The sequence below is a fragment of the uncultured Alsobacter sp. genome (assembly GCF_945952055.1).
Lineage (GTDB): Bacteria > Pseudomonadota > Alphaproteobacteria > Rhizobiales > Beijerinckiaceae > Alsobacter.
In genome coordinates this window covers 192179-208019 of sequence record NZ_CAMFHB010000001.1, presented here as the reverse complement: position 1 = coordinate 208019, position 15841 = coordinate 192179, and the positions used below count along the sequence as shown (strand labels likewise).

At 70.1% G+C, this 15841-nt stretch carries 16 protein-coding genes; 4 read left to right on the top strand and 12 right to left on the bottom strand.

Annotation, left to right across the window (positions count from 1 at the left end; translation table 11 throughout):
- Positions 1 to 112: 112 nt before the first annotated feature.
- Complete coding sequence (locus Q0Q47_RS00960) at positions 113 to 1516, top strand: serine protease (RefSeq protein ID WP_293853379.1); 1404 nt, start codon at positions 113 to 115, stop codon at positions 1514 to 1516.
- Positions 1517 to 1538: 22 nt separating this feature from the next.
- Here Q0Q47_RS00960 and purU read toward each other — a convergent pair whose 3' ends face one another.
- From purU to meaB, 6 genes are all read right to left on the bottom strand, one after another.
- Entirely contained in the window at positions 1539 to 2402 is an 864-nt protein-coding gene (purU, locus tag Q0Q47_RS00955) for a formyltetrahydrofolate deformylase (protein ID WP_293853512.1), read from the bottom strand.
- 118 nt (positions 2403 to 2520) lie between these two features.
- The gene (gene ureG / locus Q0Q47_RS00950; protein ID WP_293853377.1) at positions 2521 to 3141 is read right to left on the bottom strand and encodes an urease accessory protein UreG; all 621 of its coding nucleotides are present in this window, start codon (positions 3139 to 3141) and stop codon (positions 2521 to 2523) included.
- A gap of 25 nt (positions 3142 to 3166) precedes the next feature.
- Positions 3167 to 3850 (bottom strand): urease accessory protein UreF, encoded by a 684-nt coding sequence (locus Q0Q47_RS00945; protein ID WP_293853375.1) that lies wholly within the window; start codon positions 3848 to 3850, stop codon positions 3167 to 3169.
- Positions 3843 to 4565 (bottom strand): urease accessory protein UreE, encoded by a 723-nt coding sequence (gene ureE / locus Q0Q47_RS00940; protein ID WP_293853374.1) that lies wholly within the window; start codon positions 4563 to 4565, stop codon positions 3843 to 3845. Before ureE ends, Q0Q47_RS00945 begins: the two co-directional genes overlap by 8 nt.
- 57 nt (positions 4566 to 4622) lie before the next feature.
- The gene (locus tag Q0Q47_RS00935; RefSeq protein ID WP_293853372.1) at positions 4623 to 5288 is read right to left on the bottom strand and encodes a peptidase C15; all 666 of its coding nucleotides are present in this window, start codon (positions 5286 to 5288) and stop codon (positions 4623 to 4625) included.
- Positions 5285 to 6283: a methylmalonyl Co-A mutase-associated GTPase MeaB gene (gene meaB / locus Q0Q47_RS00930; RefSeq protein WP_293853370.1), complete on the bottom strand. Its 999-nt coding sequence runs from the start codon at positions 6281 to 6283 to the stop codon at positions 5285 to 5287. The genes Q0Q47_RS00935 and meaB overlap by 4 nt, the downstream gene beginning before the upstream one ends.
- 196 nt (positions 6284 to 6479) lie before the next feature.
- Here meaB and Q0Q47_RS00925 point away from each other — a divergent pair, with 196 nt between their 5' ends.
- From Q0Q47_RS00925 to Q0Q47_RS00915, 3 genes are all read left to right on the top strand, one after another.
- The gene (locus tag Q0Q47_RS00925; protein ID WP_293853368.1) at positions 6480 to 7667 is read left to right on the top strand and encodes an alpha/beta hydrolase; all 1188 of its coding nucleotides are present in this window, start codon (positions 6480 to 6482) and stop codon (positions 7665 to 7667) included.
- Positions 7668 to 7858: 191 nt separating this feature from the next.
- On the top strand, positions 7859 to 9076 hold the full coding sequence (locus tag Q0Q47_RS00920) for an alpha/beta fold hydrolase (RefSeq protein ID WP_293853366.1): 1218 nt from the start codon (positions 7859 to 7861) through the stop codon (positions 9074 to 9076).
- A gap of 195 nt (positions 9077 to 9271) precedes the next feature.
- A complete protein-coding gene (locus Q0Q47_RS00915) occupies positions 9272 to 10129 on the top strand; it encodes a DMT family transporter (RefSeq protein ID WP_293853365.1) in 858 nt (285 codons plus the stop codon).
- Positions 10130 to 10190: 61 nt separating this feature from the next.
- Here the strand turns inward: Q0Q47_RS00915 and Q0Q47_RS00910 are convergent, their stop codons facing one another.
- Genes Q0Q47_RS00910 through Q0Q47_RS00885 form a run of 6 tightly spaced genes read right to left on the bottom strand, consistent with a single transcriptional unit; the run spans position 10191 to position 15834 of the window.
- Positions 10191 to 10577, bottom strand: coding sequence for a response regulator (locus tag Q0Q47_RS00910; protein WP_293853363.1), 387 nt, complete (start codon positions 10575 to 10577; stop codon positions 10191 to 10193).
- A complete protein-coding gene (gene cheB, locus Q0Q47_RS00905) occupies positions 10570 to 11694 on the bottom strand; it encodes a chemotaxis-specific protein-glutamate methyltransferase CheB (RefSeq protein WP_293853361.1) in 1125 nt (374 codons plus the stop codon). The genes Q0Q47_RS00910 and cheB overlap by 8 nt, the downstream gene beginning before the upstream one ends.
- Positions 11694 to 12308 carry a chemoreceptor glutamine deamidase CheD gene (locus tag Q0Q47_RS00900; RefSeq protein WP_293853359.1) on the bottom strand — a complete coding sequence of 205 codons (615 nt, stop codon included), beginning with the start codon at positions 12306 to 12308 and terminating at the stop codon, positions 11694 to 11696. Before Q0Q47_RS00900 ends, cheB begins: the two co-directional genes overlap by 1 nt.
- Entirely contained in the window at positions 12308 to 13156 is an 849-nt protein-coding gene (locus tag Q0Q47_RS00895; protein WP_293853357.1) for a protein-glutamate O-methyltransferase CheR, read from the bottom strand. Before Q0Q47_RS00895 ends, Q0Q47_RS00900 begins: the two co-directional genes overlap by 1 nt.
- Positions 13157 to 13195: 39 nt before the next feature.
- Positions 13196 to 13693 carry a chemotaxis protein CheW gene (locus Q0Q47_RS00890; RefSeq protein WP_293853355.1) on the bottom strand — a complete coding sequence of 166 codons (498 nt, stop codon included), beginning with the start codon at positions 13691 to 13693 and terminating at the stop codon, positions 13196 to 13198.
- Positions 13693 to 15834, bottom strand: coding sequence for a chemotaxis protein CheA (locus Q0Q47_RS00885; RefSeq protein ID WP_293853354.1), 2142 nt, complete (start codon positions 15832 to 15834; stop codon positions 13693 to 13695). The genes Q0Q47_RS00890 and Q0Q47_RS00885 overlap by 1 nt, the downstream gene beginning before the upstream one ends.
- Positions 15835 to 15841: the final 7 nt, after the last annotated feature.

Sequence of the window (15841 nt, the reverse complement as noted above, 5' to 3'; positions counted from 1 at the left end):
GGCGAGAGCCTAGCACCGACTGGTGGCGGAGCAATCAGAGTTGCTCGACCGTGGCGTGTCCTTCTGCAACAGTGCGGCTGAAGTTCATCGCCGGTTCGATGGAGAAGGCGCGATGGCGCGCATGACCCTGCTGCCCACGATTCTGCTGGCGCTCGCGGCGGTTCCGGCCGGGCCCGGCCCGGCCTGGGCTCAGACGGCCGCACCCCCCGCGCCGGCCGCCGTGGATCCCGTGTTCACCGCCGCCCAGAAGGCGTTCGACGTCCTGCCCGAAGCCGATCGCAAGGGGATCCAGGAAAGCCTGATCTGGACGGGGGATTTCTCCGGCGCCGGCACCGGTGGCTTCGGCCCGTTGACCTACAAGGCCATCATGGCCTTCCAGGCCCGCCAGAAGGGCAAGCCCGACGGCATCCTCAAGCCCGTCGAGAGGGCGGCGCTCGACGCCCAGGCCTCGCTGGCGCGGATGAACGTGAAGTTCACGCGCCTGCTGGATGCCCGCACGGGCGCCCAGATCGGCGTGCCCCAGAAGGTCCTGGACAAGATCCGCCCCGGTGCGACCGGAACCGTCTACTACAGCGCCGACAACGCCGCGATGCTGGAGACGATGGGCGGCAAGGACGATCTGGCCAAGCTCTATGGTGCCATGATCACGGAGGTGCCCGGCCGCAAGGTGACCTACAAGGTGCTGCGGCCCGACTGGTTCGTCGTGGCCTCGGAGATGGCGGGCCGGCGCAGCTACGTCCGCGTCAACCTCCTGAAGGATTCGCTCAGGGGCTACACCTTCACCTACCCTCTCGCGCGTGCCGCCGAATTCGACAGGCTGTCGATCGCCATCGCCAACAGCTTCGACCAGGCGCCCGCCGCTGGATCGCCCGGCACTCCCGCGGTGGCGGGACCCGGAACCGGCCAGCCGGCCCTGCAGGTGCTGCCGCCGGGCCCGGCCAGGCCGCCGGCTCTCCTCCTGACGGGGGTTGCGGTCGCGCCCGGAAAAGTCGTGACCACGGCCGCGATCGAATCCTGTGCCGCGCCCCTGGTCGCGCGCCAGCCGGCGACGATCGCGAAGGTGGACAAGGCCGCGGGGCTCGCGCTCCTCGACGCGCCGGCCTCGCGGGCGTCCGCATCGCCGGCAGCGCAGGTGCCCGCGGATGGCGCTGACCTCGTCGTGGTGGGTTTCACGGCGCCGGGCGCCGACGTCCAGCTCTCGGCCGCGCCCGGCGAGGCTCGGGTTCCGGCGGGGGGCGGCCTGCGCATCTTCGCCCCGCTGCAGCGCGGCGCGCCGGGAAGTCCCGTGTTCGACCGTTCGGGCGCCCTGGTCGGCCTGGTGGCCTCGGTGCAGCAGGAGCCCAGGCAGGTGGCCGGGATCATGCCGGCGTCGAGCTGGCCTCTCGTTCCGGCAGCCGGCCTGGCGACCTTCGCGGGGATGACCGCGGCGGCGAAACCGGCCACCGGTCCCATGACCACGGGAGCCGTCGTGGCCGCGGCCCGGCCCTGGGTCGTGGCCGTGGAGTGCGCGCGCTGAGGGGTCGGACGGCGGTGCGGGTTCAGCCCGAGAACACCACCGTGCGGCGCCCGTTCATGATCACCCGGTCGTCGAGATGGTCGGCCAGCGCGCGGGCCAGCACCCGGCGCTCGATGTCGCGGCCCTTGCGGACGAGGTCGTCGGGGGTATCCCGGTGCGAGATGCGCTCCACGTCCTGCTCGATGATCGGACCCTCGTCGAGGTCCGAGGTCACGTAGTGGGCGGTGGCGCCGATCAGCTTCACGCCCCGCTCGTAGGCCTGGTGATAGGGCTTGGCGCCCTTGAAGCCGGGCAGGAACGAGTGGTGGATGTTGATGCAGCGGCCCGACAGCTTCGCGGCGAGCCCATCGGACAGAACCTGCATGTAGCGCGCGAGCACGACGACCTCGGTCCCGGTGCTCTTCACCAGGTCCCAGAGCTGGGCTTCCTGCTCCATCTTGGTCTCCCGCGTGACCGGGAGGTGATGGAAGGGAATGCCATCGAGATCGATGTGTCCGTAGGACTGGCGCGGATGGTTGGCGACGACCGCGGTCACCTCCATCGGGAGTTCGCCGATGCGCTTGCGGTACAGGAGGTCGACCAGGCAATGGTCGAACTTCGACACCAGCAGCATCACCTTGCGCAGTTCGGCCCGGTCGCGGATCGACCAGTCCATGCCGAAGCGCTCGCCGATGGGCGCGAAACCCGATCGCAGGGCCTCCAGGCTCGCCTCGCCGGTGGCCCGGTTGAAGACGACGCGCATGAAGAAGCGGCCCGTGTCGACGTCGTCGAACTGCTGGGCGTCGAGAATGTTGCCGCCGGCCTCGAACAGGTAGGTCGACACGGCCGCGACGATGCCGGGACGGTTCGGGCAGGCGAGCTTCAGGACGAAGGCGGCATGGGGCATGGCGCGGTCACTCTCGATCGGGCCGGGCAGCGGGCCGTCCGGCAAGGTGGGCGTTTCCTACCGAGTGGACGTCCGCCGCGCTAGAGGTGGGGCGACCCAGCGCGGCCCACAGGCGACATCAGGTGCCCAGACCGCCCGCCTTCTCGATGAACGCGGCGACCGCATCGACGCCTTCGCCGCCGCGCACGTTGGTGAACACGTAGGGCTTGTCCCGCCGCATCGCCTTGGCATCGCGGTCCATGACGCCGAGGTCCGCTCCGACGAAGGGCGCGAGATCGATCTTGTTGATCACCAGGAGATCCGACCGGGTGATGCCCGGCCCGCCCTTGCGCGGGATCTTCTCGCCGCCGGCGACGTCGATCACGTAGACCGTGATGTCGGCGAGCTCGGGCGAGAACGTGGCCGCGAGGTTGTCCCCGCCGGACTCGATCAGCACCAGGTCGAGGTTGGGGAAGCGCTTCACCATCTGGTCGACGGCGGCCAGGTTGATCGAGCAGTCCTCGCGAATGGCGGTGTGCGGGCAGCCGCCCGTCTCCACGCCCATGATGCGCTCGACGGGCAGCGCGCCGGCCACGGTGAGCAACCTGGCGTCTTCCTTGGTGTAGATGTCGTTGGTGATGGCGCACAGGTCGTACGTGTCGCGGAAGCGCTTGCACAGCACCTCCATCAGCGCCGTCTTGCCGGAGCCCACCGGGCCACCGATGCCGACCCGGAGCGGGCCATTGGGGGAACGTGCCATGGGACGTCGTCCTTCGTGATGCCGCTCAGGAGCGGAAGAGGCGGGTGTACTGGGTTTCGTGGCGCGCCGACGCGATGTCCGATCGCCATGCGGCGCCGCCGAGATCGTCGAGCGTGGACGTCGCGGCCGTCGCGGCCGTGGCCCGCACGGCCGGCAGCAGCGCCGCGGTGACCCGCTGGCCGTCCGTCTGGCCGATCGCGCCGAGCCGGACGGCGGCGGACACGAGATTGGCGACGAAGGCGAGCATCGCCGCGTCGAGGGTCTGCCCGAGATCGAGCCCGTGCCCGGCGGCCGCCACTCCGACGGCCACGGGATAGACCACGTCGCCGGGCCAGGCGGATGCCAGCAGGTCGAAGGTCGGACAGGGCCATGAGGCCCGCGCGGCGGTCACGAAGGCGTTGCCCTGGGCGGTGGCTTCCAGCCGCCGCTCGGCGGTGGGCTGCAGCGCAACGCCGAGTTCCACGACCTCGCGAAGCGCGGCGGCATCGCCGGCGCTGGCGGCGCGGTAGGCGGCCGCCAGCAGGATGGCGTCGTTGCGGCCCGAGCCCATCTCCAGCAGGTCCGCGATCCAGCGCCGGGCCGTCTCGCCGTCGTGGATCGCACCGGTTTCGACGGCCCATTCCAGCCCGTGCGAATAGGCGAAGGCCCCGACAGGGAAGGCCGGGGAGAACCACACCATCAGCGGCAGGCTGGACCCGCCATCAGCCATGCTTGTGGCCGTGCTGGTGACCATTGTCGTGAGGGTGATCGTGGGAATGGTCGTGGCCGCAGCCGCAGTCCGGGCCATGCTCGTGATGGTGCTCATCCTTGTGCGCATGCTTGTGCTCTTGGGCATGAGCGTGGCCGTGGTCGTGATCGTGGCCATGCGCGTGGTCGTGGCCATGATGCGCATGGTCGTGGCCGCAGTCCGGACCGTGCTCGTGGTGCTCGTGACCGTGGTCATGGTCGTGACCGTGGTGATGGTCATGCCCGTGATGGTGGCCGTGGCCACCCTGGTCATAGGCACCCTTCTCGGGCTGGAAGGGGCGTTCGACCGCGGTGACGCTGCAGCCCTGGCCGCGGACCATCTCGGCCAGGACGTGGTCGTCCTCGATGTAGATGGCGTCGGCGGTGATCTCGGCCGGCGTATGCCGATTGCCGACGTGCCAGGCCACCCGCAGGAGGCGCAGGGGGTTCTCCGCACGGATCTCCAGGAGCTTCTGCGCGGCCGCCTTCACCTGGACGAGCCGTCCGTCCTCGAGCTTCAGGGCATCGCCGTCGTTCAGCACCGTCGCCTTCTCGAGGTCCATCAGGAAGGCGGTGCCCCCGGCGCCCGTCAGGGTCATGCGCCGGCGGTGGCGGCCCTCGTGGTCCAACGTCACGGTGTCGGCCACGCGCTCGGGCTTCACGGCGGGTTTGCGGAGGACGGAGGTGGCGCGCAACATGGGGAATTCCTCGTCAGGACTGTCCAACTGGGCCTCTGGATAGCACGGCCTTCGGCGTCACACACGCCTGCCGGCGGCTCCGAGCGCCAGGGCGAGGGCCTCCAGCGCGCGTGCCATGGCATCGACCGTGGGCGGCCGCGACGTGCGACGCCGCCGTCCGGCCGGCCGTTCCCCGGCCCGTGGGGCCGGCCAGGGCAGGTGCACGAACAGCACCGGCCGGCCGGGCGCGTCGCCCGCGGCGGCCAGCAGCGACCAGTAGTAGACGGCGTTGCAGAGATAGGCCCCCGCGTCCCGGGACAGGCGGGCCGGGATGCCGGCGCGCGCGAAGGCCGCCCGCGCCGGGCCCGCCAGAGCGTGCCCCCGCAGCGTCGACGGCCCCTGCGGGACCAACGCCCGTCGACCGGGAAGCCTGCCGCGGACGTCGACCGCGAGGCTGCGGGTGCGGTTTTCCGCGCGGGTCTCGACGCGGACCTTCGGGGCGCGCGGCGCGAGGCCGAGATGCAGGCACGCCACGGGAGCCAGTTGCTCCAGCAGCGGCCCGATGTCGCGCCCGGCGGCGGCGTAGGACGTTTCGAACACATGGGCCCGCACCGCCAGGCCGAACCGCGAGAACCGCCGCGACCGGCCGATCCGGGCGGCGAGGGATCCCGTGGGATTGACGCGGACGCGCGGATAGGGGCCGAAGCCCGTCACCAGCACGATGGGGTCGTCCGCCGGCGTCACGGAGCCAGGCCCATCAACTGCAGGGCCTCTTCCGCCGCCACGGTCGGGGACAGGGTCCCCTGGGCGACCTCCTTCTCCAGGCCGGGCATGCGGGCCCGCACGGCCGGACTGGTGCGCAGGCGCTCCATGAGGCGGTCCTCGATCATCGTCCACATCCAGCGCGTCTGCTGCTGGCGCCGGCGGGCCTGGAATTCACCGGTGGCCGTGAGGCGCCGGCGATGCTCGAGAACGAGCTGCCAGAGGCCCTCCAGCCCTTCGTTGGCAAGGCCGGAGATCAGCACCACGGCCGGCGTCCAGTTGGGAGAGGACGGCGCGAGGATGTGGAGGGCGGCCTTGTACTCGGCCGCCGCGGACCGGGCGCGCGGCAGTCCCTCGCCCTCGGCCTTGTTGACGGCGATGATGTCGGCCAGTTCCAGCACGCCCTTCTTGATCCCCTGGAGTTCGTCGCCGGCGCCGGGAAGCATCAGGACGAGGAACAGGTCCGTCATGTCGGCGACGGTCGTCTCCGACTGGCCGATCCCCACCGTCTCCACCAGGATCACGTCGAAACCGGCCGCCTCGCACAGGAGCATGGTCTCTCGGGTGCGCGCGGCGACACCGCCGAGCGTGCCGGACGAGGGCGAGGGCCTGATGAACGCGGCTGGATCGACGGCCAGCCTGGCCATCCGCGTCTTGTCGCCCAGGATCGACCCGCCGGTCCGGCTGGACGACGGATCGACCGCCAGCACGGCCACGCGATGGCCGGCGGCCGTGAGGTTCGAGCCCAGGGTATCGATGGTCGTTGACTTGCCCACGCCGGGGACACCGGTGACGCCGACCCGTATCGCCCGGCCCGTGTCCGGCAGGAGGGACTGCACGAGGCCCCGCGCGGCCGCCTGGTGGTCGGCCCGGCGGGACTCGACGAGCGTGATCGCCTTGGCCAGCGCCGCGCGGTCGCCGCTGCGGATGCGTCGGGCGAGCTCTGCGATGTCGATGACGGGCGGGGCGGGCGGCATTGGACTGGCTTACGACGGGGCCCGGCGCGGTTCAACCGGGCCGTCACCTGATACCGCGCGGGCACACCCGCTAGAATCCCGCCGGCCGAGGGCTGCTCTCGACGGTTGCACGAACGCCGATGTTTGACCGGGGGCTGGGGCTTGGCTATCGATGGGACCTCTCAGCGGCGAGTGGCGTGCGATGAACCCCCGGGGCGTGTTGCGTATTCTGGCCTGTGTCGGCCTCTGCCTCACCATGGCCGCCTGCGGCGGATTGCCGAAGGACGTTCTCAACCCGGTGGCGGCGAGTTCGCTTCCGCCGGACGCCCGGCCGGTGAAGATCTTCGTCGCGACGACGCGGGCGCCGAACCAGGCCGAGCCCGACCGCATGTTCGGCGGCGACCGCGCCAAGACCGTCAACCACGCCAGCATGGTCGTCTCGGTGCCGGGTGCCCACAAGACCGGCGAGATCGAGTGGCCGAGCCGCAGCCCGGGCGACCCCAAGATCAACTTCGTCACGGTCAGCCGCGATCTCACCCCGCCGGATGCGTTCTTCGACGGCATCCGCAAGGCGATCGCGGCGAAGCCCGCGGCCGATCGCGACGTCCTGGTCTTCATCCACGGCTACAACACCCGCTACGAGGAGGCCGTCTACCGGCTGGCCCAGATCGTCCACGATTCCGGGTTCAAGGGCGTGCCGGTGCTGTTCACCTGGCCCTCGCGCGGCGAGCTGCTGGCCTATCCCTACGACCGGGAAAGCGCCGTCTATTCGCGCGACGACCTCGAAGCGACGCTGCGTGGGATCGCCAGCAAGACCGGCGCGCGCAAGTTCGACATCCTGGCCCACAGCATGGGCAATTTCCTGATGGTGGAGACGCTCCGCCAGGCGGCGATCCGGGGCGACGGGCGCTTCGGCGGCAAGCTCGGCCAGGTCATGATGGCCGCCCCCGACATCGACATCGACGTGTTCCGGCGCCAGCTGCAGGTCGTGGGTCAGCAGAGGCTGCCCATCACGATCTTCGTGTCCAAGGACGACAAGGCCCTGGGCTTCTCCAAGCTCGTCTGGGGCAGCACGCAGCGGGCCGGCGCCTTCACGGTGGACGATCCCGAGATCGCCAAGCGCCTCGAGGCCATGAACATCACGGTGTTCGACCTCAGCGACTTGAAGACCAGCGACCGGCTGGGCCACGGCAAGTTCGCCGCATCGCCCGACGTCGTGAAGCTGATCGGCTCGCGGCTGGCCGACGACGGCGGCATCAAGGGCCGCGGCGCCACCATCGGCGAAAGCATCGTCGTGGTCGGCTCGTCGCTGGGCAGCACGGTGGGCAGCGTCGCCGGCGGCGTCGTGGCCGCGCCGGTGAAGGCGCTGAGTGGCCAAAATCCCATAGCCGTCGACGAAAACTGAAACCCGAGCCGGTCGCGTCCCATTTGCGTCACGATCGGCTGGCAACTCCGCCCGGTGCGCCGCGATGACTGCAAAGCCATCCAGCGCGTTCACGATCGGGTAACTTTCGCGGATCATCACCGGCGGACCGGACCGGGCGCGAGAAGCGCCTCCATCCCGGCAACAACGCCCGCTTGCATGGGAGTTTCGCCGTGCCCCTCGGCGCGACCGATACGTTCGTTTCCTCCGCCGGCCGCTTGAAGCGAGCCGCCATGCTGGCCTGCGGGCTGGCCGTCCTGGCTGGTCCCCTGGCCGGCTGCGCCGGCACGATGGACACCGTGACGGGATCTACGGGCCTGTTCTCCTCGGCTCAGGCCGCCCAGGCGCGCACGGTCCAGATCTTCGTGGCGTCGACCCGCAAGTCGAACAAGGAAGGCGGCACCGGGGAGACCTCCCGCAACGCCCGGTTCTCGATCACCTCGGTCAGCATCCCCCCAGGCCATGAGCCCGGCGCCATCGAGCGTCCGTCGATCACGCCGGAAAGCCGCTCCCGCCATTTCGTGGTGGTCGGCGAGCGGCGGATCGAGCCCGAAAGCTTCCAGCAGCAGGTCGCGGCCCAGGTGTCCGGACGCATCGGGGTGAGCCGCGACGTCCTCGTCTTCGTCCACGGCTTCAACACCAGCTACGACGAGGCCCGCTTCCGACTGGCGCAGATCGTCGCCGACGGCAACTTCACCGGCGTGCCGGTGCTGTTCACCTGGCCCTCGCGGAGCCAGCTGCTCGCCTATGGAAGCGACAAGGAAAGCGCCACCGCCTCGCGCGATCCGTTGGACAAGCTGCTGCAGGATCTCGCCGCGACGCCCGGCGTCGGGCGCGTCCACATCCTCGCCCACTCCATGGGCACGTGGCTGGCCATGGAATCGCTGCGCCAGGCTGGCATCGCCGGGCGCGCCGATCTCGGCGGCCACATCGGCGAAGTGATGCTGGCGGCACCCGACATCGACCTCGACGTGTTCCGTGCGCAGATGGCGCGCGTCGGCAACGTCGCCCGAGTCTCGGTCTTCGCGGCGGCCGACGACCGCGCCCTGTCGGTGTCGGCGACCCTGGCGGGCAGCCGCACGCGCCTCGGCGCCCTGGACCTCGACAACAAGAAGCACCTGGACGAGCTGCTGGGCTTGAACGTGCGCGTCTACGACCTGAAGGGCACCGGGTCCTCGGACCTGCTGCGCCACGGCACCTTCGCCGAGGCCCCGACGGTGGTGAAAACCATCGGTGCCCAGCTCGCCGAGGCTCCGAAGGTCACCGAGGGCGCCGGCGCCCAGCAGGCGCAGTCCTTCATCGACCCCACCGTGGACGCGGCCCGCAAGGCCGCCCCGCCGGCGCCGGAGAACACCGAACCGGTCGAGGCGAGGCCACTCGCGCCGCTCTGAGGCGAGTGCCGCCCGAGCTGGTCACCCAGCAGCGCGTGAAACGCCCGCGGCCTCGCGGCAGGCCGCCGCGTGACCTCGTCGCGATGCACGGCCATCCGGGCCGGCGTGCTGTTGGCAGGAGGACGGCCGACCGGTAGGAAGGAGCGTCCCTCCGTCGCGGCGTCGCGCATGTCCCCCTCCGAACGATCGAGCGTGATGACCGGCATCGGCCTGGCCATCGCCGGCTATGCCGCCTTCAGCGCGCAGGACGCCATCGTGAAGTGGCTGGTGGTGCACTACTCGGTCTTCGAGATCCTGTTCGTGCGCAGTCTCTTCATCCTGGCCATCGCGCTCGTGGCGACCCGGGGCCGCAGCCTGGAGGCGACGCTCAGGAACCGGGCCCGCACCATGCTGCTGGTGCGCTCGGCGATGATCCTGGTGGCGTGGCTGAGCTACTACACGGCCGCCCGCGACCTGCCGCTCGCCGACCTCGTGACGCTCTACTTCGCCGCGCCGATCTTCGTCGTCCTGCTCTCGTTCCTGATCCTGCGCGAGAAGGTCACGGCGGCACGCTGGGTCGCGGCGCTCATCGGTTTCGGCGGCGTGGTGCTGGCGGTGGACCCCAGCGGCTCGGTGTCGCTCGTGCCGGCCGTGCTGGCGCTGACGGGGGCCTTCACCTGGGCATGGACGACCATCCTGGTGCGCATCATCGCCCGGACCGAGCTCACCACCACGACGATGACGGCGTCCAACCTGCTGTTCGCCGTGGCATGCGCCATCGCGCTGCCCTGGGTCTGGCAGACGCCGACCTTGCATCATTTCGCCGTCATGGCGCTCCTCGGCATCATGGGGGGCGCCGGCCAGTTCCTGGTGTTCGAGGGCTTCCGCCACGCACCGGCCTCCGCCATCGCCCCCTTCGAGTACAGCGGGCTGATCTGGGCCTTCGTCTGGGGCTTCATGATCTTCGCGGAGATCCCGCGCCCCGGGGTCTTCCTCGGCGCGGGCCTGATCCTCGCGTCGGGCGTGGGGCTCTTCCTGTGGGAAGCCTTGTCGGCACGCCGGACGGCATCCTGAAAACGCCACGGCCGGCGCGAAGGGCGCCGGCCGTGAAAGGTTGCGAGGCGATAGCTGGAGGTCAGGCGACCTTGAGCACCGTCTTGACCCGCGACTGGAGCGCGTTCGGCTCCACGGGCTTCAGGATGAACGCGTCGACGCCGGCGGTCTTGGCCTGCCGCACCGTGTCCGACGAGGTCTCGCTCGTGGCCATGATGACCGGCGTGCCCTTGAGCACGGGATGCGAACGGATCGCCTTCAGCAGGCCGAGGCCGGAGATCCCGCCCATGTGCAGGTCGGTGATCACCAGGTCGTAGCGCACCTGCGTGAGCTTCTTGATGGCCTCTTCGCCCGACTCGGCGCCGTCCACGGTCTCCATCCCCATCTGCAACAGGGCGAAGCGGACGAGGCCGCGCATGCTCTTCTGGTCGTCGACGACCAGAACCTTCTTCGACTTCAGATCAGCCATTGCGGGCTCCCATGGACTTGCGGGCGAAGCGCGCCCCGCGGCCTGACGTGGCGACAGCGACGACGCTGTCGGCGATTCGTTCGAGCGGCAGGATCTGGTCGGCGGCACCCAGCTGGGCGGCGACCTTCGGCATGCCGTAGACAACGGACGTCGATTCGTCCTGAGCGACCGTAAACGCGCCCGCCTTGTGCATGGCGAGCAGGCCCTCGGCTCCGTCGCGGCCCATGCCGGTCAGGATGACGCCGATGGCGCTGCCGCCGACCTGGCGTGCGGCGCTGTCGAACAGGATGTCGATCGACGGCTTGTGGCCGCTGTGCAGCGCCTCGTCGGAGAGCGCCGCGTAGAAGCCGGAAGCCTTGCGCACGATCCGCATGTGCAGGCCGCCGGGCGCGACCCAGACCGTGCCGGGCGTCAGCCGGACATTGTCGGTTGCCTCGAGCGAGGGCAATCCGGTTGTTTGCTGAAGGCGTACGGCCAGGCGCGAGGTGAAGCTCGGCGGCATGTGCTGCACGACCACGATCGGGAAGGGCGCGGGCGCCAGCCCGCTCACCACCTGGCACACGGCGGGAACGCCGCCGGTCGAGGCGCCGATGCACACGATCGTGTCGGGATCGGCCAGCGCGCCGCCGCTCTGGGGCTGGGCCGACCGCAGGATCGTCTGCAGGGGCGCGGCGGGCGAGGGGGCCGACTGGTGATTGCGGTGGTTGCTTTCCGCGGCGCGGACGAGGCCCGCCGCGGTGTCCGCGATGAAGCGGTCGATTTCCGCCGGGCGTCCGTCCGGCTTCTGGATGCAGTCGATCGCGCCGTTCTCCAGCGCCTGCACCGTCAGATCCGCGGCGGAGTCGGTGTGTCCCGAGACCACCAGCACCGGCATCGGCCGGACCGCCATGATCTTCTTCAGGAAGTCGATGCCGTTCATGCCCGGCAGCTCGATGTCGAGCGAGAGCACGTCGACCTCGATGTTGGGCTGGCGCAGGACGTCCCAGGCGTCCTCGGCGCTCTCGGCGGAGCCGGCGAGGACGAGACCTTCCGTCTCGTCCACGATGGCACCGATGAGACGCCGGATGGTCCGGCTGTCGTCGATGACGAAGACCTTGTAGGGGGGTCCCTTGCGCATCAGAAGAACTCCACGTCCCCAGCCGGTGCACGACGCGTGATCGTCTTCCGGTAATTCTCTTCCTGTGTGGTGACCGTCGCCGCGCTGGTGCGATCCAGCTCCTGCACGAAGGCCCGTCCGGTGGCCGGATGGAACCTCAGGCGGCGCGGAGCCGTCCCTCCAACGGAACGGGCGACGATCGGGAAGCCTTCCGTCCGCAGGAAGTCCTCGACGAAGGCGATGTTCTGTTCGCCGATCTTCAGCATGGAGTTGCCGCCGAGCACGCGGGCTCCGCCGAAGATCTTGAACTCGATCCGTCCGCGCTGGCCGCCGCGGCGGTAGATGGTGTTGAGCAGCTTTTCCATGGCGAAGTCGCCGAAGCGCATGGCTTCGTCGCCGCCCTGGGACAGGTCATGGGCGTCGCTGGTGGGCAGCAGGAAGTGGTTGAGCCCTCCCACGCCGGTCAGGGTGTCGCGGGCACAGGCCGCCACGCACGACCCCAGCAGCGTCACCACGACCTCGTTGGGATCGTCGGTGACGTAGTGGTCGCCGGGGGCGACGTTCACCAGGGTGGCGCCGGTGGAGTCCTGGAAGGACCGCCGTGCGGGAGGAGCGGAGGTCGGCGACAGCGCCATCAGCGCCTCCGGTAGACGGTGCGGCCGATCAACTCGAACGAGGGATGCGGCGGTGACAGGGATTCGGAATGGCCGAGATAGAGCCATCCGCCGGGCCGGAGCATGTCGACGCAGCGGTCGACGATGCTCTTCTTGGTCGGCCCGTCGAAGTAGATCATCACGTTGCGGCAGAAGATGGCGTCGAACGGCCCCTTCATCGGCCAGGGCTGGATCAGGTTCAGCTGCCGGAAGGTCAGGAGCCGGCGCAGGTTGGCCCCGATCCGCACCATGTCGCCGCCCGCAGGCTCCACCTGCAGCAGCGGCTTCATGTCGGCGGGCGACCGTTCGTAGACCTCGCGCGAGTATTCGGCCGCCTCGGCCCTGGCGAGGACGTCGGTGTCGATGTCGGTCGCCAGGATCTTGAGGTCGATGCTCTTGGGCGGCTGGGCCGCGATCACCGTCCCCGCGATGGTGTAGGGCTCCTCGCCGGTCGAGGACGCCGCACACCAGATCCGCACGCGCTGGTCGCCCTTCTGGGCACGCTGCACGATCTCGGGCATGGCCTGGGACCGCAGGTGGTCGAAGTGGTGACGCTCGCGGAAGAAGGCGGTGTGGTTGGTCGTGAGCACGTTGAGCAACTGCGGCAGCTCGCGGTGCACGTCGGGACCGCGCAGCAGTTCGCAATACTCGGCGACGGAGCGCATCTGGAGCGCGCGCAGGCGGCGCAGCAGGCGGCCACGGATCATCGCCATCTTGTGGGCGCGGATCACGATGCCGGCCTGCTCGCGGGCGATGCCGGCGATCAGCTCGAAGTCACGCTGCGACAGGACGAAATCGCCGTCGTCAACGGCGGCGGGTAGCGCTGACACTGAACACTCTCCCTTGCGTAGGCCCTCTCGGGACCCCGCTCACGCAGCCATGTCGTGCGTCGTCTCGCGGACGATCGCCGCCAGATCGAGCAACGCGACCACGTCGTCGCCCTTCACGAGAAGGGCGGTCAGGACGTCGTCGCCGTCACCCGCGACGTCCGGGGCAGGCCGCAGGTCCGAGGGAAGGATGTCGACGATGTCGGAGACGGCGTCGACGAGGATCCCGCCATAGCGCTCGCCCAGATCGAGGACGATCACGACGGACGAGCGGGAGACCGGCGACGGGCCGAGGCCGAGCCGCTGGCGCAGATCGTAGACGGCGATGATCGCGCCGCGCAGGTTGATCACGCCGAGCACGTGGGCGGCAGCGTTCGGCAGCGGCGTGGTCGGTTGCCAGCCCTTGATCTCGCGCACGGCGCCGACGTCGACGCCGAAGGTGCGGCCCTCGACCTTGAAGGTGACGATCTGCTGCGGCTTGCCCGCGCGCGTCGGGTCGACGTCGAGACCCTCGGGGCCGGAGGTCATGGCAAGGCTCATCACGCTGCTCCCGTCAGTTCTGAAGTGGTGGGCGCCCGGCGCTGGGTCTGGGACAGACCCGGCAGGGCGTCGACGTCGAGAATGAGGGCGACGAGGCCGTCACCCAGGATCGTCGCCGCCGACACGCCCTCGACGCGCCGGAAGGAGGATTCGAGGTTCTTCACGACGACCTGCTGCTGGCCGACGATCTCGTCCACCGCGATCGCCAGGCGCCGCACGGTCTCCGTCTCGACGATGACCACGTTGGGCTCGTTGCCGATGGCGCGGATGCCCAGGAGGTCGCGCAGCTTGAGCAGGGGCGCGATCTCGCCGCGCAGCTGCATGATGTGACGGCCGCCGGGCAACTGCTCGACCATCTTGCTGTCGAGCTGCATCGTCTCCACGATGCTGGACAGCGGGAAGACGAAGCGTTCCGTGCCGGCGCGCACGATCATGCCGTCGAGCACAGCAAGGGTCAGCGGCAGGCCCAGCGTGAACTTGCAGCCCTTGCCGGGCGTCGATTCCACGGTGATGCGGCCGCCCAGGGCTTCCACGTTCCGGCGCACCACGTCCATGCCCACGCCGCGGCCGGAGACGTCCGTGACGGTCTGGGCAGTGCTGAGGCCCGGGTGGAAGATCAGGTTGTCGGCTTCCTCGGGCGTCGGATCCGGCGCATCGGCCGGGATCAGGCCGCGCGAACGGGCCTTGGCGATCAGCCGCTCGCGATTGATGCCGCGGCCGTCGTCAGACACGCAGATCAGGATGCGCGAGCCGCGATGCTCGGCCGAAACCCGGATCGTGCCGTCGGCCGGCTTGCCGGCTTCCAGGCGCTCCTGCGGGGTCTCGAGACCGTGATCCATCGAATTGCGCAGCATGTGGATCAGCGGGTCGGCCAGTTCCTCCACGATGGTCTTGTCGACCTCCGTGTCCTCGCCGGCGAGCACCAGGTGAGCCTTCTTGCCCAGCGAGCGCTCGAGCTCGCGGACGAGACGAGGCAGGCGCTGGAACACCACCTTCACCGGCTGGGCACGGACCGCCATGACGTTGTCCTGCAGCTCGCGCGTCTGGCGGGCCAGCGAGAACAGGGCGTCGACGAAGGCGGCCGCATCGCGCTTGGGAAGCACGTTGGCCCGTTCCGTGAGCATGGACTGCGTGATGACGATCTCGCCCACGAGGTTCATGAGGCGATCGATGCGGTCGAGGTCGACGCGGATCGTGCCGCCGCCGTGCCGGCGCACGGGGCCGGAGCCGTTGGCCAGCGGCGGAGCGGTCGCCTGGGCCGCGGCAGCCGCGACCGGCTTCTCCGCGGCGGCGGCCGGATTAGCGCCGGCGTCGTCGGGTTGCACCGCGGCCGCGGTCTCGGGAGCCGCCGCCTCGATCTCGCCGATCACCGGCACGTCGTCCTCGCCGTCGCGGACGATGCGGAACTCGTGGTCGGCCAGGAAGCTGTCGAGCGTCTCGGCCAGAACCTGGTCGCTGGCGTCCGTCTCCAGGCGCACGGACCAGGACAGGCAGCAGTCGAACGGCTCAAGCGTGTCGATCGTCGGCACCTTGGAGGTGTCGCAGGTCACCTCGATCGAGCCGAGCGAGGCGAGCGTGTCGAACACCATCCGCGGGTTGAACGCGCGCCGGAAGACGTCGCGGTCGGGAGCGATGCGCAGCTCGACGCTGTGCTTCGCGGCCACCGGAGCGGCCGGCGCGGGCGTCTCTTCCGCCGCGGGCGCCTCGTCGACGGGGTCGTTCAGCAGATCGATCTCGGTCGCGGACCCCTTGGGCTGGGGCTTGCCGCCGGCCATCGCTTCCAGCGCCTCGACGAGGGCCGGGGGCGGGGGCCGCGAGCCACCGTCGCGGGCCGCGGCGACGACTTCCGACAGGATGTCGCCGGCCTGCAGCAGGATGTCGATCGGCGCGTCTTCGACCGCGATGCGGCCGGAGCGCAGGGCATCGAGGCAGGCCTCGAAGAGGTGGGCGAATTCGACGAGCTGGCTCAGGCCGAAGGCCCCGGCGCCGCCCTTGATCGAATGCACGGCGCGGAACGCGGCGTGGATGTCGTCTGTCTTGGCGCGACCGTCCGCGATGGCCGCAAGAGTCGACTCGAGCTGGCCGAGGAACTCGTCGCATTCATCGAAGTAGATGCCGCGGATTTCGGCAAGGGCGTCCATGGCGTGA

What these genes read in the sequence shown, in the direction of transcription:
- Q0Q47_RS00960 (WP_293853379.1), top strand. Translation starts at nt 113, where the DNA reads ATGGCGCGCATGACCCTGCTGCCCACGATTCTGCTGGCGCTCGCGGCG.
- purU (WP_293853512.1), bottom strand. Translation starts at nt 2,402, where the DNA reads ATGCCCCATGCCGCCTTCGTCCTGAAGCTCGCCTGCCCGAACCGTCCC.
- ureG (WP_293853377.1), bottom strand. Translation starts at nt 3,141, where the DNA reads ATGGCACGTTCCCCCAATGGCCCGCTCCGGGTCGGCATCGGTGGCCCG.
- Q0Q47_RS00945 (WP_293853375.1), bottom strand. Translation starts at nt 3,850, where the DNA reads ATGGCTGATGGCGGGTCCAGCCTGCCGCTGATGGTGTGGTTCTCCCCG.
- ureE (WP_293853374.1), bottom strand. Translation starts at nt 4,565, where the DNA reads ATGTTGCGCGCCACCTCCGTCCTCCGCAAACCCGCCGTGAAGCCCGAG.
- meaB (WP_293853370.1), bottom strand. Translation starts at nt 6,283, where the DNA reads ATGCCGCCCGCCCCGCCCGTCATCGACATCGCAGAGCTCGCCCGACGC.
- Q0Q47_RS00915 (WP_293853365.1), top strand. Translation starts at nt 9,272, where the DNA reads ATGACCGGCATCGGCCTGGCCATCGCCGGCTATGCCGCCTTCAGCGCG.
- Q0Q47_RS00910 (WP_293853363.1), bottom strand. Translation starts at nt 10,577, where the DNA reads ATGGCTGATCTGAAGTCGAAGAAGGTTCTGGTCGTCGACGACCAGAAG.
- cheB (WP_293853361.1), bottom strand. Translation starts at nt 11,694, where the DNA reads ATGCGCAAGGGACCCCCCTACAAGGTCTTCGTCATCGACGACAGCCGG.
- Q0Q47_RS00900 (WP_293853359.1), bottom strand. Translation starts at nt 12,308, where the DNA reads ATGGCGCTGTCGCCGACCTCCGCTCCTCCCGCACGGCGGTCCTTCCAG.
- Q0Q47_RS00890 (WP_293853355.1), bottom strand. Translation starts at nt 13,693, where the DNA reads ATGAGCCTTGCCATGACCTCCGGCCCCGAGGGTCTCGACGTCGACCCG.
- Q0Q47_RS00885 (WP_293853354.1), bottom strand. Translation starts at nt 15,834, where the DNA reads ATGGACGCCCTTGCCGAAATCCGCGGCATCTACTTCGATGAATGCGAC.